Source organism: Caballeronia sp. LZ065 (assembly GCF_031450975.1).
Classification (GTDB): Bacteria; Pseudomonadota; Gammaproteobacteria; order Burkholderiales; family Burkholderiaceae; genus Caballeronia.
Genome location: NZ_JARUXV010000001.1, coordinates 819,494 through 843,884, shown reverse-complemented (window position 1 = coordinate 843,884; position 24,391 = coordinate 819,494). Strand labels below are relative to the sequence as shown.

General features: G+C 65.6%; 15 protein-coding genes. 2 read left to right on the top strand and 13 right to left on the bottom strand.

Features of this window, described 5'->3' with window-relative positions; genetic code table 11:
• Position 1 precedes the first annotated feature (1 nt).
• The 5 genes from QCE63_RS03925 to QCE63_RS03905 all read right to left on the bottom strand — a co-directional run bounded on the left by QCE63_RS03925 (position 2) and on the right by QCE63_RS03905 (position 11,028).
• On the bottom strand, positions 2-3,181 hold the full coding sequence (locus QCE63_RS03925) for an efflux RND transporter permease subunit (protein ID WP_309830720.1): 3,180 nt from the start codon (positions 3,179-3,181) through the stop codon (positions 2-4).
• Between the two features lie 18 nt (positions 3,182-3,199).
• Positions 3,200-4,396, bottom strand: coding sequence for an efflux RND transporter periplasmic adaptor subunit (locus QCE63_RS03920; RefSeq protein WP_309830717.1), 1,197 nt, complete (start codon positions 4,394-4,396; stop codon positions 3,200-3,202).
• A 598-nt stretch (positions 4,397-4,994) separates the two neighbouring features.
• Positions 4,995-6,518, bottom strand: coding sequence for an efflux transporter outer membrane subunit (locus QCE63_RS03915; RefSeq protein ID WP_309830713.1), 1,524 nt, complete (start codon positions 6,516-6,518; stop codon positions 4,995-4,997).
• A 1-nt stretch (position 6,519) separates the two neighbouring features.
• Positions 6,520-9,720, bottom strand: coding sequence for an efflux RND transporter permease subunit (locus QCE63_RS03910; RefSeq protein ID WP_309830711.1), 3,201 nt, complete (start codon positions 9,718-9,720; stop codon positions 6,520-6,522).
• An 18-nt stretch (positions 9,721-9,738) separates the two neighbouring features.
• Positions 9,739-11,028, bottom strand: a complete 1,290-nt coding sequence (locus QCE63_RS03905) for an efflux RND transporter periplasmic adaptor subunit (RefSeq protein ID WP_309830709.1) — start codon at positions 11,026-11,028, stop codon at positions 9,739-9,741.
• Positions 11,029-11,480: 452 nt separating this feature from the next.
• Here QCE63_RS03905 and QCE63_RS03900 point away from each other — a divergent pair, with 452 nt between their 5' ends.
• On the top strand, positions 11,481-12,125 hold the full coding sequence (locus tag QCE63_RS03900) for a TetR family transcriptional regulator (protein ID WP_309833674.1): 645 nt from the start codon (positions 11,481-11,483) through the stop codon (positions 12,123-12,125).
• On the opposite strand, the gene QCE63_RS03895 is transcribed toward QCE63_RS03900, so the two are convergent.
• The 8 genes from QCE63_RS03895 to QCE63_RS03860 form a co-directional block, all read right to left on the bottom strand.
• Positions 12,108-12,740 carry a cysteine hydrolase family protein gene (locus tag QCE63_RS03895; protein ID WP_309830706.1) on the bottom strand — a complete coding sequence of 211 codons (633 nt, stop codon included), beginning with the start codon at positions 12,738-12,740 and terminating at the stop codon, positions 12,108-12,110. The genes QCE63_RS03900 and QCE63_RS03895 overlap by 18 nt on opposite strands.
• Positions 12,741-12,821: 81 nt before the next feature.
• Positions 12,822-13,622 (bottom strand): SRPBCC domain-containing protein, encoded by an 801-nt coding sequence (locus QCE63_RS03890; RefSeq protein WP_309830704.1) that lies wholly within the window; start codon positions 13,620-13,622, stop codon positions 12,822-12,824.
• Between the two features lie 75 nt (positions 13,623-13,697).
• The gene (locus tag QCE63_RS03885; protein WP_309830703.1) at positions 13,698-14,075 is read right to left on the bottom strand and encodes a DUF427 domain-containing protein; all 378 of its coding nucleotides are present in this window, start codon (positions 14,073-14,075) and stop codon (positions 13,698-13,700) included.
• Positions 14,076-14,226: 151 nt separating this feature from the next.
• Complete coding sequence (locus tag QCE63_RS03880; RefSeq protein WP_309830701.1) at positions 14,227-14,721, bottom strand: carboxypeptidase regulatory-like domain-containing protein; 495 nt, start codon at positions 14,719-14,721, stop codon at positions 14,227-14,229.
• Positions 14,722-14,898: 177 nt separating this feature from the next.
• The gene (locus QCE63_RS03875; protein WP_309830699.1) at positions 14,899-16,401 is read right to left on the bottom strand and encodes a DegQ family serine endoprotease; all 1,503 of its coding nucleotides are present in this window, start codon (positions 16,399-16,401) and stop codon (positions 14,899-14,901) included.
• Positions 16,402-16,646: 245 nt separating this feature from the next.
• Positions 16,647-19,820, bottom strand: a complete 3,174-nt coding sequence (locus QCE63_RS03870) for a YadA-like family protein (RefSeq protein ID WP_309830697.1) — start codon at positions 19,818-19,820, stop codon at positions 16,647-16,649.
• Positions 19,821-20,435: 615 nt separating this feature from the next.
• Positions 20,436-21,737 (bottom strand): ATP-binding protein, encoded by a 1,302-nt coding sequence (locus QCE63_RS03865; RefSeq protein ID WP_309830695.1) that lies wholly within the window; start codon positions 21,735-21,737, stop codon positions 20,436-20,438.
• Positions 21,737-22,399, bottom strand: coding sequence for a response regulator (locus tag QCE63_RS03860; RefSeq protein ID WP_309807361.1), 663 nt, complete (start codon positions 22,397-22,399; stop codon positions 21,737-21,739). The genes QCE63_RS03865 and QCE63_RS03860 overlap by 1 nt, the downstream gene beginning before the upstream one ends.
• Before the next feature lie 246 nt (positions 22,400-22,645).
• Between QCE63_RS03860 and dacB the strand changes: the two genes are divergently transcribed.
• Positions 22,646-24,259 (top strand): D-alanyl-D-alanine carboxypeptidase/D-alanyl-D-alanine-endopeptidase, encoded by a 1,614-nt coding sequence (gene dacB, locus QCE63_RS03855; protein WP_309830693.1) that lies wholly within the window; start codon positions 22,646-22,648, stop codon positions 24,257-24,259.
• Positions 24,260-24,391: the final 132 nt, after the last annotated feature.

The window sequence follows — 24,391 nt, the reverse complement described above, 5'->3', positions numbered from 1 at the left end:
GTCAGTGTCCCTCCTTGCCTGCTTCCGCGCGGCGTTTCTGGTCGTAGTGCGCGAGCGCGGCTTGCGGATCCTCCTTGTCGCCGCCGAAGCGCGAACGCACGACGACGAAGAACATCGGCACCATGAAAATGGCCAGGAAAGTCGCGGTGAGCATGCCGCCGATCACGCCCGTGCCGATCGCGTGCTGGCTGCCCGATCCGGCGCCGTTGCTGAGGGCGAGCGGCAGCGTGCCGAGGATGAAAGCCAGCGAGGTCATCAAAATGGGCCGCAGACGCAGGCGCGCCGCTTCCATCGCTGCTTCGACCGGCCCCATCTTCTGCGTGAGTTGCAGGTCGCGCGCGAACTCGACGATCAGAATGGCGTTCTTCGCCGACAGCCCCACCGTGGTCAGCAGGCCGACCTGGAAGAACACGTCGTTTTCCAGACCGCGCAGCGACACGGCAAACAGCGCGCCGATCACGCCGAGCGGCACGACCATGATCACGGCAAACGGCACCGACCAGCTCTCGTACAGCGCCGCGAGACACAGGAACACGACGAGGATCGAGATGCCGTACAGGACGGGCGCCTGGGAACCGGACTGGATCTGCTGATAGGACAGCCCGGTCCACTCGAAGCCGATGCCCGCCGGCAGCTTCGCCGCGAGCGCTTCCATCGCGTTCATGGCCTGCCCGGTGGATTTGCCCGGCGCGGCAACACCCTGGATTTCGATCGACGAGTGGCCGTTGTAGCGTTCGAGTTTCGGCGAGCCGTAGCTCCAGCTGCCGGTTGCGAACGACGAGAACGGCACCATCGCGCCCGACGCATTGCGCACGTACCAGCTGTCGATGTTCTTCGGCGCCATGCGGAACGGCGCATCGCCCTGCAGGTAGACCTTCTTGATGCGGCTGTCGGTATCGAGGAAGTTATTGACGTACTTCGACGCCCACGCAATCGAGAAGGTCTGGTCGATCGCCGACGGATCCACGCCCTGCGAGAGCGCCTTCTGGCGGTCGATGTTGACGCGGAACTGCGCGTTGTCGTTGAGGCCGTTCGGACGCACCTGCGCCAGCGACGGATCCTTCGCCGCCATGCCGAGCAACATCGCGCGCGCCTGCATCAGCTTCTCGTGACCGAGCCCCGCGCGATCCTGCAATTCGAAGTCGAAGCCCGACGCCGTGCCGAGTTCCGGAATGGACGGCGGATTCACCGGAAACACCAGCGCGTTCTTGTAGCCCGCGAAGTGCCCGAAGGTCCGGCCGACCAGCGCCTGCACCTTCGCCTTTGCGCTGGTGCGCTGGGCGAAGTCCTTCAGGCGCACGAACACGAGGCCCGCATTCTGGCCGCGCCCCGCGAAGCTGTAGCCGTTCACGGTGAAAGCCGATTCGACGATCGCGCCTTCCTGCTTGAGCAGATAGCCCGAGACGTCGTCGAGCGCGCGCTGCGTCAGTTCCTGCGTGGAGCCGGCGGGCGTGGCGACGAGCACGAACATCATCCCCTGGTCCTCGTCGGGCAGGAAGGCTTTCGGCAGGCGCGCGAACAGCAGCGCGACCGCCGCGATGATCACCAGATAGACGATCATGAAGCGGCCCGAGCGGCGGATCACCTGATACACGCCGTCGTGATACTTCTCCTGGCTGCGCGCGAAGACCCGGTTGAACCAGCCGAAGAAGCCGGTCGTCTTCGGCCCGTGTCCCGGCGGCAGCGGCTTCAGGAGCGTGGCGCACAGCGCCGGCGTGAGGATCATCGCCGTGAGCACGGAGAGGCCCATGGAGGCCACGATCGTCAGCGAGAACTGCCGGTAGATCGCGCCCACCGAGCCGCCCGAGAACGCCACCGGCACGAACACCGCCGCCAGCACCAGCGCCACGCCGACCAGCGCGCCGGTGATCTGGCTCATGGCGCGGCGCGTGGCCTCCTTCGGACCGAGACCTTCCTCGGTCATCACGCGCTCGACGTTCTCCACCACGACGATCGCGTCATCCACCAGCAGGCCGATGGCGAGCACCATGCCGAACATCGACAGCGTGTTGATCGAGAACCCCGCCGCCGACATGATCGCGAAGGTGCCGAGCAGCACCACCGGCACGGCCAGCGTAGGGATCAGCGTGGCGCGCAGGTTCTGCAGGAACAGGTACATCACGAGGAACACCAGCACGATGGCCTCGAACAGCGTCTTCACCACTTCGCTGATGGACTGCCTGACGAACGGCGTCATGTCGTAGGGATACTCGACGACCAGCCCCGGCGGGAAGAACTTCGAGAGTTCGTCGATCTTCGCGCGCACGGCGTTGGCGGTGGCCAGCGCGTTCGCCCCGGTCGCGAGCTGGATGCCGAAGCCGGCGGCCGGCTTGCCGTTGTAGCGCGTCTCGAAGATGTAGTTCTCGCCGCCCAGGCCCACGCGCGCGACGTCCTTGATGCGCACCTGCGAGCCGTCCTGGTTCACCTTGAGCAGCACGTTGCCGAACTGCTCGGGCGTGCGCAGCAAGGTGGCCTCCGTGATGGTCGCCTGCATGGCCTGGCCGGGCACGGCGGGCGTGCCGCCCAGCTGCCCCGCCGCGACCTGCACGTTCTGCGTCTGCAGCGCGTTCTGCACATCCACCGGCGTGAGGCTGTACTGCGTCAGCTTGTTCGGGTCGAGCCAGATGCGCATCGCGTATTGCGTGCCGAACAGCGTCACCGTGCCGACGCCGTTGAGACGGCTCACCGGATCCTGCACGTTCGACGCCACGTAGTTCGCGAGATCCTCGCGGCTCATGCTGCCGTCCCTCGACACGAACGCAAGCACCAGCAGGAAGCTGCTGCTCGACTTCGACACACTGGTGCCGAGCTGCTGCACGACCTGCGGGAGGTTCGGCGTGGCCAGTTGCAGCCGGTTCTGCACCTGCACCTGCGCGATATCGGCATTGGTGCCGGCGGCGAAGGTCAGCGTGACGGTGGCGGTGCCGCTGTCGTCGGAGTTGGAGGACAGGTACAGCAGATGGTCGAGCCCGCTCATCTGCTGCTCGATCACCTGCGTCACCGTGTTTTCGACGGTCTGGGCCGAGGCGCCCGGATAGGTGGCGGAAATCTGGACGGCGGGCGGTGCGATCGTCGGATACTGCGCGACCGGCAAGGTCGCGACCGACGCCGCGCCCGCCAGCATCAGGATGATGGAGATCACCCACGCGAAAATCGGGCGATCGATGAAGAAATTGGCCATGGCGCGTGTCTCCCGTCCTTACGCACCGGCGGCCGTGGCAGCACCGGAAGCGGCCGCCGGCGCGGCGCCGGCCGCTTCCGGCAGATGCGCGGGCTGCGTCTTCACCGTCATGCCGGGACGCACCTTGTCGATGCCCTCGACGACCACGCGCTCGCCCGGCTGAAGTCCGCTCTCCACGATCCAGTTCTGTCCGTAAGTGCCGCCGGTGACGAGCGGACGCAACGCCACACGGTCGTCGCGGCCGACGACCATGGCCTGCGCCCCGCCCTTCTGGTCGTGCGACACGCCCTGCACGGGCACGACCAGCGCGTTCGGATTCACGCCTTCCTCGATGCGCGCGCGCACGAACATGCCCGGCAGCAGCACGCGGTCCTTGTTCTCGAAGATCGCGCGCACGGTCACGGAGCCGGTGGACGGGTCCACGGTGACGTCGCTGAATTGCAGCTTGCCCTGCTCGGGATACGCACGGCCGTCCTCGAGGATCAGGCTCACCTTCGCCGCGTTCGGGCCGTGGGTGGCGAGCCGCCCTTCCTGGATCTGCCGGCGCAGCCTGAGACCGTCGATGCTCGACTGGGTCAGGTCCACATACATGGGATCGAGCTGCTGGACCGTCACCATCAGCGTGGCTTGCGCGGCCTGCACATAGGCGCCCGGCGTGACCTGCGAGATGCCGGCCTGGCCCGTGACGGGCGCGACGACGTCGGTGTAGCCGAGGTTGATCTGCGCGGCGTCGATCGCGGCCTTCGCCGACGCGACATCCGCCGCAGCCTGCGACTGCGCGGCGACGGCGTTGTCGTAGTCCTGCCTGCTGACCGCGTTCGACGCAACCAGCACCTTGTAGCGCGTGGCCTGCGCGCTGGTCGAATCGAGATTGGCCCGCGCCTTCGCGAGCGACGCCCGGGCGTTGTTCAACTGCACGATGTACGGCGCCGGATCGATCTTGTACAGACGCTGCCCCGCCTTGACGACGCTGCCTTCGGTGAACTCGCGGCGCAACACGATGCCGTCGACGCGCGCCCGCACCTGGGCGTCGAGGAAGGCGCTGGTGCGCCCGGTCAGTTCGGTCGAAACGGGCACCGTGACGGGTGCGAGCGTGACGACGCCGACCTCGGGCGTGTGCGGCGTCATCGCGGGACGCTTCTCCCCGCAGGCGGCGGTCAACAAGGCGACCGTCGCGACACCGATGAGGCGGTATGGAATCCGTGTGAGACGCATGGAACGCGAACCTCTTTGATGACTGAAATTGAAATGACGCATGGCACCCGCGGGCACCCGCGGGCACCCGCGAGCACCCGCGAAGACCCGCGCGTGCGCGGTCATGCGCGCCGGCCACGATGGCCGCGCGCACGCTGCGCAAGGTGCGCAAGTTGTGATGCGAGGGCCGCTCAGACAGCCCTGATGGTGGGAATCACTGGCGCTTCGGACTGAAACGCGCGCTGGACGAGCGCCGTGCAGGGCGTCGCGCGTCGTGTCCGAAGGCGAATCGGATTATTTCGGGATGACTAATCTTTTTGCTTGCTCGCATCGCGGGATTTCAGCGTTTCGATACAGCCAGACGCGTTGTTTCGACTGGCGCTCAACACACGCCGGACGATCCCACGGACAGGCCACAGAGACTGACGCAGTACTTGCTGCGGCAAACAATTGATTATAGTGAGCGCGCGAATCCAGTCCGCCCGATCATCGGGCAGATCCGTCAACGTTTGTCTTTGTTGGTTGAATTTCAACAAACCCCGTCAGCGCAGGGCCGTTACGGGCGAAAAAAAGCCCGGCGCAAGGCCGGGCTTCATCGCATCGAGCGGAACGGAAGGCGTCAGCCCGCCGGCGCCGAGGCCGGCTGCGGCGCGCTCCGCGAACCGTAGTCCACGGGCGCGTCCGCGGGACGCGGGGCATCGCCGGAATGCTCGATCCAGCCGCCGCCGAGATACTGATACAGATCGACGAGGTTGGTCAGGCGGTTCAGGCGCGCCGAGATCAGCAACTGTTGCGCCGAGTACAGGTCGGTTTGCGCCGTCAGCACGGTCAGGTAGCTGTCCACGCCGTTGCGGTAACGCAGGTCGGACAACTCCAGACGGCGGCTTTGCGACTGCACGAAGCGTTCGAGCGACTTGATCTGCTCGTCGTAGGTGCCACGCGCCGCGAGACCATCCGCCACTTCGCGGAACGCGGTCTGGATCGCCTTCTCGTAATTCGCGATTTCCACCCGCTTCTGGATGTTAGCCAGATCCAGGTTCGCCACGTTCTGACCACCTTCGAAGATCGGCAGATCGATCGTCGGCGCGAACGACCACGCGGCGGAGCCCGGCTTGAACAAGCCGCCGAGGGTCGGCGAAAGCGTGCCGAAGCTGCCCGTCAGCGACACCTTCGGAAAGAACGCCGCGCGCGCCGCGCCGATGTTCGCGTTCGCCGCGAGCAGCGACTGCTCGGCGGCCGCGATATCCGGACGACGCGTCAGCAGGTCCGAAGGCAAGCCCGCCGGAACGTCCGACAGCAGGTTCTGCGTGTCGAGCGGCATGCCCTTCGGCAGGTCTTCCGGCAGCGGTTCGCCCACCAGCAGCACGAGCGCGTTCTCGGCCTGGGCGCGCAGACGCGCCTGGGCCTGCAGATTCGCCTGCGCCTGCTGCACGACGCCTTCCGACTGGCGCAGATCGAGTTCCGAGCCGGTGCCGTTGTCGAACTGCAGCTTCGTGATCCGATACGACTCCTGCGCCGTCTTCAGCGTGTTTTGCGTGACGACAAGCTGATCGTCGTAGGCGAGCATCGTCAGATACTGGTCCGCCACCGACGACACCAGCGAGATCTCCGCCGCCTTGCGCGATTCCGCCGTCGACAGATACTGCGCCAGCGCCTGGTCCTTCAGGCTCTGTATGCGGCCGAAGAAGTCGATTTCCCACGAGGCGTTCAGGCCCACGCTGTAGGTATTCGAGATCGTCTGGTCGAAGAACGACAGGTTTTTCGGCGTGCGTTGCTTGCTCTGCGACGCAGCCGCATCGAGCGTCGGGAACAGGCCCGCGCGCGTGATGCGGTATTGCGCCTGCGCGGCCTGCACGTTCAGCACCGACACGCGCAGGTCACGGTTGTTCTTCAGCGCGAGCGCGACGATCTGCTGCAGACGCGGATCCGCGAAGAAGTCGCGCCAGCCGATCTCCGGCGCGCTCTGCCCGTTGGCCGTGCGGCCGTTGCTCGCCGTGGAGTTTGCGTCGGGCTGGGTCGCGTAGACGCCGCCCTGCGGGAACTCCTGCGTGACCGGCGCGGCCGGGCGCTCGTACTTCGGCGCCATGGTGCAGCCGGCGGCGAACAGCGCCACGGCAGCCGCGATCAAGGAATGTTTAAGCATCTCAATGTCCTTCCTTATTCGAGCCGTGCGAGCCGTCCGGGCCGTGCGAGCCGCCATGCGGACCATCGAAGCCGCCCGAGGTGCCCGGCGAGGCCACGTCCTTGCTCTTGCTGAACTTCGAGATCACGACGAAGAACATCGGGATCATGAAGATGGCAAGGAAGGTCGCGGTCAGCATCCCGCCGATCACGCCCGTGCCGATCGCATGCTGGCTCGCCGAACCCGCGCCATTGCTGATCGCGAGCGGCATCACGCCGAGAATGAACGCGAGCGAGGTCATCAGGATCGGGCGCAGCCGCAGCCGCGCCGCTTCCATCGCCGCTTCCACGGTCGACATGCCCTGCATGCGCAGCTCCCGCGCGAATTCCACGATCAGAATCGCGTTCTTCGCCGACAGACCCACGGTCGTCAACAGGCCGACCTGGAAGAACACGTCGTTCTCCAGACCGCGCAAGGTAGCGGCGAGCAGCGCGCCGAGCACGCCGAGCGGCACCACCATGATGACCGAGAACGGAATCGACCAGCTTTCATACAGCGCCGCGAGACACAGGAACACGACCAGGATCGAGATGCCGTACAGGATCGGCGCCTGCGAACCCGACTGGCGTTCCTGATACGACAGGCCCGTCCATTCGTAGCCGATCCCCGCCGGCAGCTTCGCCGCGATCGCTTCCATCGCCGTCATGGCCTGGCCGGTCGATTTGCCCGCCGCGGCCGCGCCCTGGATTTCCATCGCCGAGATACCGTTGTAACGCTCGAGCTTCGGCGAACCGTAGATCCATTCGCCAGTCCCGAACGCGCCAAACGGCACCATGGTTCCGGAGGCATTGCGCACGTACCACTTGTTCAGGTCGTCCGGCGTCATGCGGAACTGCGCATCGCCCTGCACGTAGACCTTCTTGATCCGGTTGTCGACGTCGAGGAAGTTGTTCACGTACTGTGACGCCCAGGCAATCGAGAAAGTCTGGTCGATGTCCGTCACGGCCACGCCCAGCGCGTTCGCCTTTTCGCGGTCGACGTTCACCTTGAACTGCGGCGTGTCGTTCAGGCCGTTCGGACGCACCTGCGCAAGCGTCGGGTCCTTCGCCGCCATGCCGAGCAGCATGTTGCGCGCTTCCATCAGCTTCGCATGCCCCATCCCCGCGCGATCCTGCAGCTCGAAGTCGAAGCCCGCCGCCGTGCCGAGTTCAGGAATCGAAGGCGGATTGACCGGGAAGATCATCGCGTCCTTGTAGGGCGCGAAGTGCATGAACATCCGCCCGACCAGCGCCTGCACCTTCTGGTCGCTGTGCTGGCGGTCCGCGTAGTCCTTCATCCGCACGAACACGAGGCCGGAGTTCTGGCCGCGTCCCGCGAACGAGAAGCCGTTCACCGTGAACACCGACTCGACGATCGGCTTCTCGTCCTTCAGCAGATACTCCTGCACGTCCTTTAGCACGTGCGCGGTGTACTCCTGCGTGGAACCGGCCGGCGCCTGCACGAGCACGAACATCGTGCCCTGGTCTTCATCGGGCAGGAACGACTTCGGCAGACGCAGGAACAGCATGCCCACCGCGACGATCACCACGATATAGATGATCAGCCAGCGGCCCGAGCGCCGGATCACGTGCTGCACGCCCTTGTGATACTTGTCCTGGCTCTTGTTGAAATTGCGGTTGAACCAGCCGAAGAAACCCTTCTTCTCGGCCACGTGGCCTTCCGGATGCGGCTTCAGGATCGTCGCGCACAAGGCCGGCGTCAGCACCAGCGCGACCATCACGGACAGCACCATCGCGGCGACGATCGTCAGCGAGAACTGCCGGTAGATCGCGCCCACCGAGCCGCCCGAGAACGCCACCGGCACGAACACCGCCGACAGCACCAGCGCCACGCCGACCAACGCGCCGGTGATCTGGTCCATCGCCTTGCGAGTGGCCTCGCGTGGCGATAAGTGCTCCTCGGACATCACCCGTTCGACGTTCTCCACGACCACGATCGCATCGTCCACCAGGAGGCCGATGGCGAGCACGAGGCCGAACATCGACAGCACGTTGATGGAGAAGCCCACCGCCGACATGATCGCGAAGGTGCCGAGCAGCACCACCGGCACCGCGATGGTCGGGATGATCGTCGCCCGCAGGTTCTGCAGGAACAGATACATCACGAGGAACACCAGCACGATGCCTTCGATCAGCGTCTTGACCACTTCTTCGATCGACAGGCGCACGAACGGCGTCGTGTCATACGGGTACTTGACGACGAGACCGTGCGGGAAGTACTTCGACAGCTCGTCGACCTTCGTCCGGACCGCCTTCGCCGTGGCCAGCGCGTTCGCGCCGGTGGCGAGCTGGATACCGAAGCCTGCGGTCGGCTGGCCGTTGTACTTGGTGTCGAAGTTGTAGTTTTCGCCGCCCAGCTCGATGTGCGACACGTCCTTCAGGCGCACCTGCGAGCCGTCCTGGTTCACCTTCAGCAGGATGTCGCCGAACTGCTCGGGCGTGCGCAGCAGCGTGGCTTCCGTGATGGTCGCCTGCAGCATCTGCCCCGGCACCGCCGGCGTGCCGCCCAGCCCGCCCGCCGCCACCTGCACGTTCTGGTTGGTGATGGCGTTCTTCACGTCCACCGGCGTGAGCGAGTAGTTCGTGAGCTTGGTCGCATCCAGCCAGACGCGCATTGCGTACTGCGAGCCGAACAGCGTGGTGGTGCCGACGCCGTCGAGACGCGAGAGCGGATCCGCTATGTTCGACGCCACGTAGTTCGCGAGGTCGTACTTGTTCATGCTGCCGTCTTCGGACACGAAGGCGAGCACCAGCAGGAACGAAGAACTCGACTTCGTGACCTTCGTGCCGAGCTGCTGCACGACCTGCGGCAGGAGCGGCGTCGCGAGCTGCAGCTTGTTCTGCACCTGCACCTGCGCGATATCGGGGTTGGTGCCCGCCGCGAACGTCAGCGTGACGGTGGCCGTGCCCGAGTCATCCGACGTGGACGACAGATACAGCAAGTGGTCGAGGCCGGTCATCTGCTGCTCGATCACCTGCGTCACGGTGTTTTCCACCGTGCTCGCCGATGCGCCCGGATACGACGCGCTGATCTGGATCGCGGGCGGCGCGATGGTCGGGTACTGCGCGACCGGCAGCGTGAAGATCGAGGCCATCCCAGCCAGCATCAGGATGATCGCGATCACCCACGCGAAGATAGGTCGATCGATAAAAAACTTTGCCATGTAACAGGCTCCCTTTTATTACGCGCCTGACGCAGCGGAGGCGGCCGAAGCCGGCTGTGCGCCGCTGCCGTTTGCCGGAGCCGACGCGCCCTGCGTGCCCGACCCGCCCTGTGCGCCTTGTGCATCCGACGCCGCCGGCGCCGACGCAGCCTGCGCGCCGGATGCCGGATACGGGAACTTGGCGGCGACCGGCTTCACCTGCATGCCCGGCTTGGCCTTCTCGACACCGTTCACGATCACGCGGTCGCCCGGGTTCAGGCCGCTGTCGACCACCCAGTTGTTGCCGCTGGTGCCGCCGGTGACGAGCTGGCGCAGCTCGACCTTGTCGTCCTTGTTGACGACGAGCGCGGTCGGCGTGCCCTTCTGGTCATGCGTGATGCCGATCTGCGGCACGACCAGCGCGTGGTCGTTCATGCCTTCCTGGATCCGCGCACGCACGAACATGCCGGGCAGCAGCACGCGGTCCTTGTTCTGGAAGATCGCGCGGATCGTGACCGAACCCGTGCTCTGGTCGACGCTCACGTCGGAGAACTGCAGCTTGCCCTGCTCGGTGTAGGTGCGGCCGTCCTCGAGCACCAGCGTGACCTTCGCGGCGTGAATGCCATCGGTCTGCAGACGCCCTTCCTGAATCTGCCTGCGCAGCTTGAGACCCTCGACGCTGGACTGCGTCAGATCGACGTAGATCGGATCGAGCTGCTGCACGGTCGTGAGCAGCGTCGCGGCGCTCGCCTGCACGTAGGCGCCCGGCGTCACCTGCGACAGACCGGTGCGGCCGGAGATCGGCGAGAGCACGTCGGTGTAGCCCAGGTTGATCTGAGCGGTATCGACAGCCGCCTTGCCCGACGCGACGTCCGCGACGGCCTGGCCTTGCGTCGCCACGGCGTTGTCGTAGTCCTGCTTCGACACCGCGTTGGCCGCGACCAGCACCTTGTAGCGCTGCACCAGCGCGTTCTGCGTCGCGACGTTCGCCTGCGCCTTCGCAAGCGTTGCCTTGGCGGTGTTCAGCGAGGCGATATAGGGCGCCGGATCGATCTTGTAGAGACGCTGGCCAGCCTTGACGTCCGAGCCTTCGGTGAATTCACGGCGCAGCACGATGCCGTCGACCCGCGCGCGCACTTGCGCGACCAGGAAGGCACTGGTGCGGCCGGGCAGATCGGCGACGACCGGCACGCTCGTCGGCTGGACGGTGACAATGCCGACTTCCGGCGTTTGCGGAGGAGGGGCTGACTGTTTTTGCCCGCACGCTGCCAGGAACATGGCAGCCGTCGCGGCGGTGATTAAGCGGAGTGGTACCCGTTCGACACGCATGGAGCGACCTCTGTCTAAGACTGAGAGTGAAGTGGGTGCGCAGCGGCCTTCCCCGGGCAATGCCGCGCACGAGCGTCGCAAGACGCTGACCAATAACCAAACCAGTGAGACCAGTGAGCGCAACCGCCGGCCAGCGGCCGGGCTTTCACAAATTCCGTGCGCGACGCTCGCGGAGCGCCGCCTCGAGGCCTTAGGACGGCCAGAACGGCAATCGAAATGAAAGCTAGGTTCGGATACTACTCGCCGCCTGCTACTTGGGCTATCGGTCGACGGGTGGTATTGTATATACATTCACGAATGAATGTAAAAAACTGTACGTGTTTGTCCCGATGAGCCACGAGAAAAATCCGCTCGGGGAATCGATTACGTACAACAAACCTTCGACATCGCCGCGTTCGCGCGCGGCTTTCATGGGCAGCATCAGGGAGCAGACGGTCCACGGGCCGGACGATATGGTCAGACGAACCAAGGAAGAAGCGCAGGCCACGCGCAATCGCGTTCTGGACGCGGCCGAACGGGTCTTCTATGAAAAAGGCGTGTCGCGGACGACGCTCGCGGACATCGCGCAGGCGGCGGGCGTCACGCGCGGCGCAATCTACTGGCACTTCGCCAACAAGGGCGACCTGTTCAACGCAATGTTCGACCGCAGCCTGCTGCCGCTCGACGAACTCATCGAGGCCACGCTGGACGGCAAGGAAGAAGATCCGCTCGCGCGCCTGCGCGCCCTGTTCGTCTGGTGCATGCACAACATCACGACGGACGCGCAGCGCCGGCGCGTCTTCGACATCCTGTTCATGAAGTGCGAGTTCGTCGAGGAAATGGGACCGGTGCGCGAGCGCCATCAGAACAACATGCGCGACGGCATGGAGCGCATCGAGCGGGCGCTGCGCAACGCGGTCGAGAAACAGCAGTTGCCCGCCCGGCTCGACACCCGCCGCGCCACGACCCTGCTGCACTGCCTCTTCACCGGCATCCTGCACGACTCGCTGATGCTGCCCGATCTCGTCGATCCGGAGCGCGACGCCGAAGCGCTCATCGACGCCGGCCTGGACGCCTTGCGCACCAGCGCGGCCTTGTTGCTACCGGCCGGCGACTGACGTCACGTCACGCGCCCGCTGGTTCGACGCGTAGATGTTGTCGCGCACAGGCGGCTCGCCGGTGTCGAGCGCGGCGATCCACTCGGCGGTATCGAGCACGGCGGCGAAGCGCGACTGCATCACCACCGTGAAGACCCGATGAATTTCCTCCGCGCTCGCCCGTCCCGCGCGATTTTCGTAAGGCACGGCGCCGGTTGCGTCGGCGAGAAACTCCACGGCAAGGCCGGCATGCACGGCGTGCTTGACGGTGGAATCGTCGCAATTGTGGGTCATGTATCCCGCGATCACGAGCGTGTCGATCTCGTGGGCGCTCAGCCAGTCGGCGAGATCGGTACCGGCGAACGCGCTCGGCAGCGACTTCTCGACGTAGTGCGCGCGCGGCCGCGACGTGACTGTTTCGTGCAGGTCGGCCAGCGCGGAACCGCGCGCGAAGATCGGCGCGCTCGCGGGAGCAAAATTCTGCACGACGACGACCGGCACGCCGTGTCGCTGTGCGGCGTCCATCGCCCGGCCGATGTTGGCGAGCGACACGTTCACATCGGGATATTCGATCGGCAGGTTGCCGGTGACGTACTCGTTCTGCACGTCGATGACGATCAGGGCGCGGCGCGGCATGATCAACTCCTTGGCGGATGAGCGCGGGTTGGACCGGCGCATTGTCGCCGATGAGCCAGATCGGCGCTCATACCGCCTGCCTTACTGCAACCCGATGTACTGCGCCACGAACGCGAACAGCGCGACGCACACGAGCATCGCCGCCCAGGCCCAGGCCGGCAAACCAAGCGGATGCGGATCATGCGAATGGTCGCGCTCGCGATGCCCGAACGCCTGTCCATGCAGACGATGCCGCAGCACGCCGCTCGCGTGCGGGTTGGCGGCGATTCCGCGGGTGGCGCCGGGACGTCGCGACAATACCGTCGACATCGCGCCCGGGCGGAGAAACACGTGGCGTCGCGGCGTGTCGCCCCCCACCGCGCGCAGCGACGGAAAGCCGTGCTTCGCCCGCACCACTTCGCAGAATTCGGCGAAGAAATCGTCGGCGCCTTCGCGCAGCGCATTCTCGATCTGCCGCGGCGGCAGGCCCGCGAGCGGGCCTGAAACCGTTGCCCAGACCGTGTATTCGATCCACGTCGAACTGCCCTCGTCCTGCGGAGTCAGCGTCACCGCGATCTGTCCGCGCAGTGAGCCGACGCCCTCCCCGCGCGCCTTGAAACTCAGCGTGCGCGCATAGCCGGCGCCTGTGTCTTCGTTGCCGCCGGGTTGCGCGTCTTGCTCGTGAGCCGGGTCGCGCGTGCGGCCGGCCAGGTGCGCGCGAATCTCGTAACGCGCGCGCAGTGCGCCGAGCGGCACGGTCAGCGTCAGCGCGTACTCGCCGCCCGGCGTGCGCGTAAAGGATTCGCAATTGTCGAGACTGGCGCGGACCAGCGCGAGATCGCCCAGCGCCTCCCGGACGTGGTCCGGGTCGAGCGGAACGCGAAACGCATCGGTGACTTCCATGCAAGCCTCCGGGGCGGAAAACGCATGCGTCCGTTATCGCCGAGTGAAGGGAAAGCTGTCTGTACGGATGCCCGCCTACGACGTTTCGTCGATACGATCGACACGTCCGTGATAAAACGCGAGATAGCCCTTGATCTTCGCTGCAGCGTCGAGCGGCGCCTCATAGCTCCAGACCGCGTTTTCGACCGGACCGTCTTCTGTCAGCAGATGATAGTGCGTGGCCTCGCCTTTGAACGGGCAGTGCGTCGTGTGAATCGAGCGCTCCAGCCGCGCCATGTTCACGTCGGCGCGCGGGAAGTAATGCACCTTGTCGGTGCCGGTTTCATGGAGCGTGAAAGCAGCGTGCGTATCGGCGTACGTGACGCCCTGATGGATCACGCGACAGCGCCGGCCGTTCGGCGTGATCTCGATGCGATGCGCCGCGTCATGTGCGTCGTTCAGTTCCGTGCCCATCGTGATGCGCCTCCCGCGTGGCGGCCGAAAACGAAAAAGCCACGAGCGCCCGCCGGGTGACGGATGCTCGTGACTTCATTATGGGACAAACTGCCCGACCGGGTGGCGTGCTTTTCGACGGCCGACGCTACCGGGCAGCTGTCCTGATCGCTTACTGGATGCTCCAGTGGAACGCCGCCTTGGCCTTGCCCGGACCCGCCACGCTGACGGACTGCTTCTTTTCCTGATCCTTGTATTTTGCGTACACGGTATAGCTGCCCGGCGGCAGCTTCACGAGCATGTACGGGCCCATTGATTCGGTGTTCAGCACCTCGCCGCCCTTCCCGCCGACGATGCGCACATGCACGCCCGACAGGTAATCGGCAGTCGGTCCGGTGAAGCGCAGCGACAGCGGCCAGTGCGCCTGCTCGCGGATCAATGCGTGCGATTCGTCGAGACCGACGCCGCCTGACGTGTAGGACACGTCGCCCTGTTGCTGGACTTGCGGCAGGCCGCCGCCGTTGGTGTTGCCGGCGCTCGATTGATCGGCAGTGGTGCCGCCCGTGGTTGCGCCCGATGTTTGCGCCCAGGCGCCGCCTGTCATGCCAGCACCCAGGGCCGCCGTGAGCAGCGTGGCGGTCAGTTTGCCCGTGATTTTGCTCGTCATGTTTTTGCTCCTTTTTATCGATGTCGCGACACCTCCGGACTGCGTTGGGGTCATGGCGACGTCACGCCCGATGCGCCGGTTTCAAGCCGGTTCAAGGCTCGATTTACGCGATAGGGCACCGGGAACAGGTGAGCATGCATCGTGCCCGGGGCGCGGACACGATGCCGTAACGCGCGCTCAGCCCAGGTCGACCGGGACGAAGATCTGCGCGTTGTCACGCTGGATCAGGAGCGCGATGCTGTCGCCGGCGTGCGACACCATGGTCTTCAACTGCTGCACCGACGTCACCGGCTGGCCGTTGACGGCGAGGATCACGTCGCCGGCCTGGATGCCCGCGTTGGCCGCCGCGCCGTTCGATTGCTGCACGAGCAGGCCGCGCGAGAGCGAATCGCTCTGCTTTTCGTCCGGCGTGAGCGGACGCACCGCGACGCCCAGGCGGGCATCCTGCGCACCGGCATCGTCGTCGCCCTTGGTGTCCGTGCTGGCGGTCTTGGCGTCCTTCAGCGCGCCGATCGTGACGCTCAGGTCCTTCGAACCCTTGTCGCGCCACACCGTAACCTTGGCCGACGTGCCCGGCGCGAGGCCCGCGACCTGCGACGGCAGCGACGTGGAATCCGCGACGGCCACGCCGTTCACCGCGGTGATCACGTCGCCCGGTTGCAGACCGCCCTTCGCGGCCGGACCGCCCGGCTCGACCGAGCTCACCAGCGCGCCTTGCGGCGACTTCATGCCGAACGAGTTGGCCAGGGTCTGGTTCATGCCCTGCACCGTCACACCGAGCCGGCCGCGATCGACGTGACCCGTCTTGATGAGCGCGTCCTTCACCTTGATGGCTTCGTTGATCGGGATCGCGAACGAAAGGCCCTGGAAGCCGCCGGTCTGCGAGTAGATCATCGAGTTGATGCCGATGACTTCGCCTTGCAAATTAAAGAGCGGTCCGCCCGAGTTGCCCGGGTTCACCGGCACGTCGGTCTGGATGAATGGCGTGTAGTTCTCGTTGGGCAAGGCGCGCGACTTCGCGCTGATGATGCCCGAGGTCACGGTGTTGTCGAATCCGTACGGCGAGCCGATCGCCACGACCCACTGGCCGACCTTGCTGCCGTTCGGATCGCCGATCTTCACGGTGGGAAGATTCTTCGCGTCAATCTTCAGCACGGCGACATCGGATTGCTTGTCCGCGCCGATGACCTTCGCGCGGTACTCGCGTTTGTCCGTGAGCTTGACGGTGACGACATTGGCGTTGTCGACGACGTGTGCGTTCGTCAGGATGTAGCCGTCGCTCGACACGATGAAGCCAGAGCCCAGCCCTTCGCTCGGACGATCGGCACCCGGGCCGCCGTCGCCGCCGCCCATGCCGGGCATGCCGCCGAAGCGCTTGAAGAATTGATAGAAAGGATCGTCGGGATCCATCGGCACCTGATTCATGTTGCGACGGTTGGACGTCTGCTTCACGACATGCTTGGCGCTGATGTTCACGACGGCTGGCCCATACGTCTCCACGAGACCCGAGAAGTCGGGAATGCCGGTCTTGGCTGCGGCTTCGGCGGGCATCATGGCCGCGGAAGCCGGCGAAATCACCTGCGGAGCAGGCACGTTTTTATGGCCGGCCACATAGCCCGCTGACAAGGCGACGGCAACCGCCACTGCAACGGCGCTACGGGTGAGGATCTTTGCGTTCATCGTGTGCTCCTGACGAGGATGCGCTCTTCTGGAGCGCGCTATTTCGATGGAGCAAGATTACGGGGTGTCGCTTAAAGCTTTCTTAAAGTTCGAAGCAAGGCGGACGCGCCTTTGAACTGCTTCATGAAACGGCACAATGGCTCGGGACGGCAGCCCGATGAGACTGCCGTCCTTCGCACCGCCGACGGTTTGCTTCGAACTGCTTTACTGCTTCGTTACAGCCGGCTGCCTTGATGAAATGAGGCTCAGAACTCGTAGCCCACCTGACCCCGCACGCCGGTGTCGCCGCTCGGCGTGAAGGCTGCGGCGCCGTTCACCAGCCAGCGATTGTTTTCCGAACGATACGTGCCGCCAAGGCCGACTGCCGTGTAGCCCTTGTAATTGCCCACGCCCACGGCAACGACGGTCTTGCCCGGCGCGCTCGGCGTCAGGTTCGGCATGGCCATCGCCGCGGCGACGCCGGAGAAGGCCTGACGCGCCACGGTGTTGACGCTGTTCTGCACCGCACCCAACTGGTTCATGTTGACGGCATCGGTACCGTTCACGCCTGGCGCCACGTTGGTCAGACGGCGTTCCTGGCCCTTTGCGCCGATCGACACGGTGTTGTCCTGATCGGCAAGCGAACCGCTGCCCAGTGCGACCGCATTGTTGCCGGAAGCAATGGCCCCGTTGCCGATCGCGGTGGAATCCGTGCCGCTGGCGATAGCGGGCGTGTCGTTGGTCTGCGCGGCGATCGCGGCGCCGCCGCCGCCGGCGAAATTTTGCACCCGCGACGTGATATCGGCGATCTGCTGGTTCGTCGTCCACAACTGGGCGCCGTTCACGGCGTCCGTGCTGTCGGCGGAGAGCGTGCCTGCAGACACGCCCGTCACCGTGCGCGTGCCTTCGCTGCCTGTCACGTCGACGACCGTGCCGCTGGCGTTCTGCCCCACCGTGATCTTGCGCGAAGCCGGATCCTGCTGGACGAGACCGACGGTGCCGCTGTTGATCTGAGTGGTGATGCCGGCGATATCGGTCGTGTTCCTCTCGATTGCGGCGGTGTTGTTCGCGACGTTCGTTTGCAGGTTCGAAATGTTCGACGTGTTTTGCGACGTGCGGCCGTCGAGGTTCGTGAATGCGGCTTCTACGCCTTGTATGGATTGACCGTTGAGGGTGTAGCTTGGCGGGGTGACCAGACCGTCGGCGTCCACGGAGGAACCGCCGCCGAGTGCGGATGCGGTCGAACCGGCAAGTGCATGGAGTTGCGAGCCGTTCACGGCCTCGTTGCTCGTTGCACCCACCGCGCCGTTGGCTACACCGATCAGCGCGCGCGAGCCTCCCGAACCCGTGAAATCGACTACCGTGCCGTCGGTGTTTCTCGCGAGCGTAATGACGCGCGAAACGGCGTCCTGCTGCACCAGTCCGATTGTCCCGTTGCTGATCTGCGTGTTGATCGTGCTGATGTCCGTGGCGTTCTGCGTCGTGCGGCCGTCGACGTTGGTGAATGCCGCCTCCACGCCTGACACGGATTGACCGTTGAGCGTGTAGGTAGGCGTCGTGACCAAGCCGTTTGCGTCTACAAACGAACCACCGCCCAGCGCTGCTGCGGTCGAGGCTGAAGCCGCAAAGAGTTGTGAGCCATTCACGGCCTCCGTACTTCCGCCGCGCACTGCACCGTTCGCTACGCCCGTCAACGTGCGCGCGCCGCCCGATCCCGTGAAATCGACCGCCGAGCCGTCCGCGTCCTTGCCAACGGTGATCGTGCGAGTCGCCGGGTCTTGTTGAACCAGGCCCACCGTACCGCTGTTGATCTGATTGGTGATGTCGTTGATCGCGGCCGTGTTGTTCGTGATGTCGCCTGTGTTTTGCGTGGTACGGCCGTCGAGGTTCGTGAACGCTGCTTCCACGCTCTGCACGGACTGACCGTCGAGGGTGTAGGTCGGCGCCGTGACGAGCCCGTTGGCGTCTACGGATGAGCCGCCACCCAACGCGGCGGCTGCCGAACTTGAAACCGCAAAGAGTTGCGAGCCGTTCACGGCTTCCTTGCTTACGCCGCTTACCGAGCCGTTCGCGACACCCATCAGCCTACGCACACCTGCCGTGCCCGTAAAATCGACTACCTCACCATCACTGTCCTTGGCCACCGTAATGACGCGCGAAACGGCGTCCTGCTGCACCAGTCCGATCGTCCCGCTGCTGATCTGCGTATTGATCGTGCTGATGTCCGTGGTGTTCTGCGTCGTGCGGCCATCGAGGTTGGTGAATGCGGCCTCCACGCCTTGCACGGATTGACCGTCGAGCGAATAGGTCGGCACCGTCACCAGTCCGTTGGCATCTACGGACGAACCGCCGCCCAACGCGGCTGCGGCCGAACTTGAAACCGCAAAGAGCTGCGACCCGTTCACGGCTTCACCGCTGGCGCTGCTCACTGCGCCATCAGCCACACCCGTCAGCCTGCGCATGCCCCCGAGGCCAGTGAAGTCAACCGCCGTACCATCGGTGCCCGTTGCAACCGTGATCTTGCGCGTCAGCAGATCCTGACCCACCAGCCCGATTCCACCCAGGCTGATCTGCGCGCTGATGTCGCCGATGTCCAGCATGTTCTGCGTCGTGCGTGCGTCGATGTTCGAAAGTGCCGCGCCAACGTTGTTGATTGGAAGGCCGGCAATCGTGAACGTGGGCGGTACGATCGTTCCGTTGACGCTCACCGTCGCGCCCCCGCCGAGCACCGCAGCGGTCGAACCTGCCGTGGCAAACAGCTGCGAGCCGTTCACCGCCTGAGTGCTCGCGCCGTTCACCAGGCCATTGCTCACTCCCGTCAGCTTCCGAGTGCCCGTGATGCCCGAAATATCGACGGTCGCGCCAGCCGAGTTCCTGGCCACGGTTACGGTACCCAGGACGGCATCCAGCTGCACCAGGCCGATGGCCCCGGTGTTGATCTGATTGGCGATGTTGGCGACGGAAACTGTATTGCTCGTCACGGACGTGTTGAGTACGCTCAGTGCCGCATCGACCTTGGCGAAACCCGTGCCGATGTTGGTCGCCGCGCCGCTCGTGCCGGCAATCAGGTTAGTGCTGGCGAGCGCATAGGAAGGCCCGGTGACAGCACCCGTCGTTGCATTGAGCGAAGCGCCGCCTCCGAGCACGGCCACCACCGGACTGAATTGTCCGACGTTGATGGCGTCCCGTCCGCTCAGGCCCGCCGCGATGCCCGACAGCAAAACGCCGCCGTTCACGCTGTCAGTCATCGTGGCGATATACGTACTCGGCGAGAACGCCAGCTTTTTCTGCGTCGTCGAAGCGACGATTTGCGTGGTGCCGCTGCCCATCGCGTTCCAGATGCCGACGGCGGGCAGGTCGCCGATGATGTCCCCGCCTCCCCAGAATCCGCAGTTCGACGAGACGCCCCCTGACGTGTAGTTGAAATTGGCCGCTCCCATATTTGCACACATATCCGCCCATGCGCTTCCCGACAGCAAGAACGTGACCGCTCCCGCTCCACACGTGACCCGCCTGATGCGCCCTGGCTTGTCCTCGCCACGCGCCTCGACACATGCCTGCACGGCACTCCGGAAGGTGCCGTCCCACCACGCTCCAAACTTCGAATTCATTTCTTTTCCCAGGAATCTTTTTGTTGTGAACACCCCGGCCTCTCCGAGGCGCCTCGACGGCATGAATCGGCGACACGCACAATGTCGGAACAGAGGGAAGATTCGAAATGAAGCCCGGCGGTCAGACGAGCGCGCGCTCGCCCACGCCGATCACTCGTCGGACGACCTTCTCTGGAACAGACGGGAGTCGTGTCAGGAATTCCGGTGGATCTTTAGGAATCCGTCGATTGCCGCTTGCGGAATTCTAAGAACCGGGATGCCGGCAGCGTATGAGTAAAGTCTCAAAGTTGCCGGTGAGATATGAATTTCGTCTTTCTCTGATGGAAGCAGCATTCATAACGCTGCCAAAAGAAATCATTCAGGCGCTGACGGTCAGAAGATGAAGCCTCCTGACTGCCGGTCAGCAATAGAACCGCTGTCCAGCAGACTCGGTCAATCCGATGCTCAAAACCGGATCGATACCTTCAACCCGCCGGCTTGCGATTCCCCGAGCTCCACGCGCGTGCCGTGCTGCGCGGCAATCCGGCGCACGATCGCGAGGCCCAGTCCGCTGCCTGACACATCCGTGCGCGCCCGGTCCGCGCCTTCGCCGACGCGATAGAAGCGGTCGAACACCCTTTCTCGTTCTTCTTGAGGGACGCCGGGTCCGGTATCCGAAATCTCGACCAGCGGCCGGCCTTCCTGCACCTTCAGGCAGACATCCACGCGGCCGCCGCGCGGCGTGTATTTGGTCGCGTTGTCGATGAGATTGTTGAACATCACGCGCAGCGCATCCGGGTTGCCCTCGACGCTCGCCGGCTCGCTCGCCTCGATGCCGAGATCGACGCCGCGCTCCTGCGCCACCAGGACATAACCGCGCACGCAGCCTTCCAGCAGCGCACACAGGTCGACCGTCACGCCGGCGCCCTGGCCATCCGGCTCCGACCGCGCCAGCGCGAGCAGTTGCTCGGCGAGCCGCGTCGCGCGGGCGATGCCTTCGTTCAGGTCCGCGAGCGCCTCGCGCCGCGCGTCATCGTCCTGGGCGCGCCCGACCAGCTGCGCCTGGATCTGCACCGCCGCGAGCGGCGTGCGCAACTCGTGCGCGGCGTCGGCGACGAAGGCTTTCTGGGTGTCCAGCGCCGCCGACAGACGCGACAGCAACGCATTGAGCGCCCGCACGACCGGCCGCACTTCCTGGGGCAGACGCCGGTCGGAGAGCGGGTCGAGCGCTTCGGGATGACGCGTGTCGAGCGCGTGCGTGACGCGGCGCAGCGGCGCGAGCCCGCGTCCGACGATGACCCAGATGGCCACGCCCAGCAGCGGCAACAGCAGCACCAGCGGCCACAACGTGCGCCATGCGACGCCGGCCGCGACGCGGTTGCGGATCGACAGCGGCTGCGCGAGCTGCACCACGTTGTCGCCGACGATCGCGCTGTACACGCGCCATTCGCCGCGCGGCGTGGTTTCGGTGGAGAAGCCGAGTTCCGCATGCGGCGCAAGCGGTACGCGCGGATGCGAGTAGTACATCAGCACGCCATTGCGATTCCAGATCTGGATCACGACGCCTTCGTCGCTCTCGCTGCGTGAACTGAGCACCGACGAAAACGGCTCCGACGGCAACGCGGACGCGATCTGCTGCAACTGGTAATCGAAGAGTTCGTTGGCTTCGGCGAGCGCCTGCCGGTAGATCAGCCAGCCCGCGAAACCGACGCCGAAGATCACCAGCGCGAGCAGCCAGATAAGCAGCGTGCGGCGGATCGACCGCATCAGGCGTCCTTCGCGACCATGTAGCCCAGGCCACGCACGTTGCGGATCAGATCGGCGCCGAGCTTCTTGCGCAGCGAATGGATGTACACCTCGACCGTATTGCTGCCGATCTCCTCGCCCCAGCCGTAGATCTTTTCCTCGAGCTGGCTCTTGGAAAGCACCGCGCCCGGACGCGCCATCAAGGCTTCGAGCAGCGCGAACTCGCGCGCCGACAGCGCCACCGGATTGCCCGCCAGCGTCACCTGGTGGCCGACGGGATCGAGCGCCAGCTCGCCGTGCCGCACGAGCGACTCGCCGCGGCCCGCGTGACGCCGGATCAGCGCGCGCATGCGGGCGCCGAGTTCGTCGAGGTCGAACGGCTTGACGAGGTAGTCGTCCGCGCCGGCGTCGAGCCCCTTGACGCGGTCCGCGATGGCGTCGCGCGCCGTCACGACCAGCACCGGCAAGCCATTGCCGCGCGCGCGCAGCGTCTTCAGCACGTCGAGACCGTCGCGCCGGGGCAGGCCGAGGTCGAGCAGCATCAGGTCGTAGGGCTCGCCCGCGACCGCCGTGAGCGCAGCCTCGCCGTCCTGCACCCAGTCGACTGCGAAGCCGTCCGCGCGCAGCGCCTTGCGCACGCCTTCGGCGATCATCCGGTCATCTTCGACAAGCAGGATTCGCATGGCACATGTCTATCGGTGGTTACGTTAGCGGCCTTCTCGACCGCGGTCCATTGTAGCCGCGCGCCTGCGGCACAGGCTTAAGCCGGTCTTAACGGCGCGCCATGCACGCGGTGTGGCCCGGCGCCGCGGCATGTCGCATGCATGCCGAAGCGCGCCGCCACTCAAGCCGATTCGTACGATTTTCGCAAGCCAGCTTGTCTACAATAGCCGCTGCCCGCCAACCCGCCTCGACTCCAACGTTCGTCCATGCCGCTCGCTTTCCGCTCCGTGTACCGCCGAATCGCCCCGCTCACTCTCGCTGTCATGGCCTGCGTCGTGGCCCTCGGCGCGACGCCCGAGGCTCACGCACGCGGCGGCACGAAAGCCGAAGCCCAGGCGCATGCGCCGGAACGGGCGGCGAAGGGTGGCAAGAGTGGCAAGGCCGCCGCGCCTTCGAAGCAGGCAAAGACCGGCCGCACGGCGAAGATCAGCGTGCCCGCCGGTCCGCTGCCCGCCTCGGTGATGACCGCGCTGGCACGCGCGCATGTGCCGCTGTCGTCGATGAGCGTCGTCGTGCAGCGGGTCGGCGCGCCGGTGCCGCTCGTCGCGATCAACGCGAACGAGCCGATGCTGCCCGCCTCCACGATGAAGCTCGTCACGACCTTTGCGGGCCTCTCGATCCTGGGCCCCGACTATCGCTGGAAGACCACCGCCTACGCCGACGGCGAACTCGATGCGCAAGGCGTGCTGCACGGCAATCTCTATATCCAGGGCACGGGCGACCCGAAGCTCGTGCCGGAGGAACTGATCGATCTCGTCGAGCAGATCCGCAAGAGCGGCATCACCGGCATCGACGGTGCGCTGGTGCTCGACAAGCGTTACTTCGACGTCTCCACGCGCGACCTGCCCGCCTTCGACAACGAGGATTCCGCGCCCTATAACGTCGGCCCGGACCCACTGCTGTACGCATTCAAGTCGCTGTCCTTCACGCTCACGCCGGGCACGGACGGACAGGTGGCCATCGACGTGCTGCCGCAGCTCGCGCAACTGCAGATCGACAACGAACTGCGCGTCACGCGCGGCGCGTGCGTCGGCTCGCTGCAGGCGGCGTCGCCTTCGGTGGCGCAGGTCCAGGGCGGCTTCGTGCAGGCGTCGTTCGTCGGCGATTATCCGCTGCGCTGCGGCCCGCGCACCGTCAACGTCGCGGCGCTCGATCACTCGACCTTCTTCGCGGGCGGCTTCCTCGCGTTGTGGAAGCAGGCGGGCGGCACCTTCCAGGGCGCGACGCGCGAAGGTCCGACGCCGTCCGGCGCGCGGCTGGTCGGCACGCATCGGAGTCCGGTGCTGTCGGACGTGGTGCGCGACATCAACAAGTTCAGCAACAACGTGATGGCGCGCAACCTGTTCCTGACGATCGGCGCAGCGCAGCTCAAGCCGCCCGCGACCACGGCGAAATCCTCGCAAACCATCCAGGCGTTCCTGCGCCGCAGCGCCCTGCCGATGAACGGCCTCGTGCTCGACAACGGCTCGGGTCTGTCGCGCGACGAGCACATCAGCGCACTCTCGCTCGCCGACCTCCTGTTGGCCGCCAATGCGAGCCCGGTGGCGCAGGTGTATATCGAATCGCTGCCGATCGCCGGCGTCGACGGCACGATGCGCAACCGCCTCACCAATGCGGGCGCGCTCGGCAATGCCCACATCAAGACCGGCACGCTGCGCGACGTGCGCGCCATCGCGGGCTATGTCGGCGCGGAGAACGGCGAGAGCTACGTGGTCGTGAGCTTCATCAACGATCCGCGCGCCGAGGCCGCGCGCGCCGCGCACGACGCGCTGCTCGAATGGGTCTACGAAGGCGCGCGCAAGGCGGGCGTCGAGGATTGAAGGCGGCCGGGCACGCGGCGCGCGGGCATGGCAGCGGGCACGGAAAAGCACGGACGACCGAAGATTTCTTCTACGAAGTCGAGTCTGGAACAATGCGTGTGACGTGTACGCTGTCGGGCACGGCGCTCGGCC

What these genes read in the sequence shown, in the direction of transcription:
- QCE63_RS03920 (WP_309830717.1), bottom strand. Translation starts at nt 4,396, where the DNA reads ATGCGTCTCACACGGATTCCATACCGCCTCATCGGTGTCGCGACGGTC.
- dacB (WP_309830693.1), top strand. Translation starts at nt 22,646, where the DNA reads ATGCCGCTCGCTTTCCGCTCCGTGTACCGCCGAATCGCCCCGCTCACT.
- QCE63_RS03860 (WP_309807361.1), bottom strand. Translation starts at nt 22,399, where the DNA reads ATGCGAATCCTGCTTGTCGAAGATGACCGGATGATCGCCGAAGGCGTG.
- QCE63_RS03885 (WP_309830703.1), bottom strand. Translation starts at nt 14,075, where the DNA reads ATGGGCACGGAACTGAACGACGCACATGACGCGGCGCATCGCATCGAG.
- QCE63_RS03900 (WP_309833674.1), top strand. Translation starts at nt 11,481, where the DNA reads ATGGTCAGACGAACCAAGGAAGAAGCGCAGGCCACGCGCAATCGCGTT.
- QCE63_RS03925 (WP_309830720.1), bottom strand. Translation starts at nt 3,181, where the DNA reads ATGGCCAATTTCTTCATCGATCGCCCGATTTTCGCGTGGGTGATCTCC.
- QCE63_RS03890 (WP_309830704.1), bottom strand. Translation starts at nt 13,622, where the DNA reads ATGGAAGTCACCGATGCGTTTCGCGTTCCGCTCGACCCGGACCACGTC.
- QCE63_RS03880 (WP_309830701.1), bottom strand. Translation starts at nt 14,721, where the DNA reads ATGACGAGCAAAATCACGGGCAAACTGACCGCCACGCTGCTCACGGCG.
- QCE63_RS03875 (WP_309830699.1), bottom strand. Translation starts at nt 16,401, where the DNA reads ATGAACGCAAAGATCCTCACCCGTAGCGCCGTTGCAGTGGCGGTTGCC.
- QCE63_RS03870 (WP_309830697.1), bottom strand. Translation starts at nt 19,820, where the DNA reads ATGGGAGCGGCCAATTTCAACTACACGTCAGGGGGCGTCTCGTCGAAC.
- QCE63_RS03905 (WP_309830709.1), bottom strand. Translation starts at nt 11,028, where the DNA reads ATGCGTGTCGAACGGGTACCACTCCGCTTAATCACCGCCGCGACGGCT.
- QCE63_RS03910 (WP_309830711.1), bottom strand. Translation starts at nt 9,720, where the DNA reads ATGGCAAAGTTTTTTATCGATCGACCTATCTTCGCGTGGGTGATCGCG.
- QCE63_RS03865 (WP_309830695.1), bottom strand. Translation starts at nt 21,737, where the DNA reads ATGCGGTCGATCCGCCGCACGCTGCTTATCTGGCTGCTCGCGCTGGTG.
- QCE63_RS03895 (WP_309830706.1), bottom strand. Translation starts at nt 12,740, where the DNA reads ATGCCGCGCCGCGCCCTGATCGTCATCGACGTGCAGAACGAGTACGTC.
- QCE63_RS03915 (WP_309830713.1), bottom strand. Translation starts at nt 6,518, where the DNA reads ATGCTTAAACATTCCTTGATCGCGGCTGCCGTGGCGCTGTTCGCCGCC.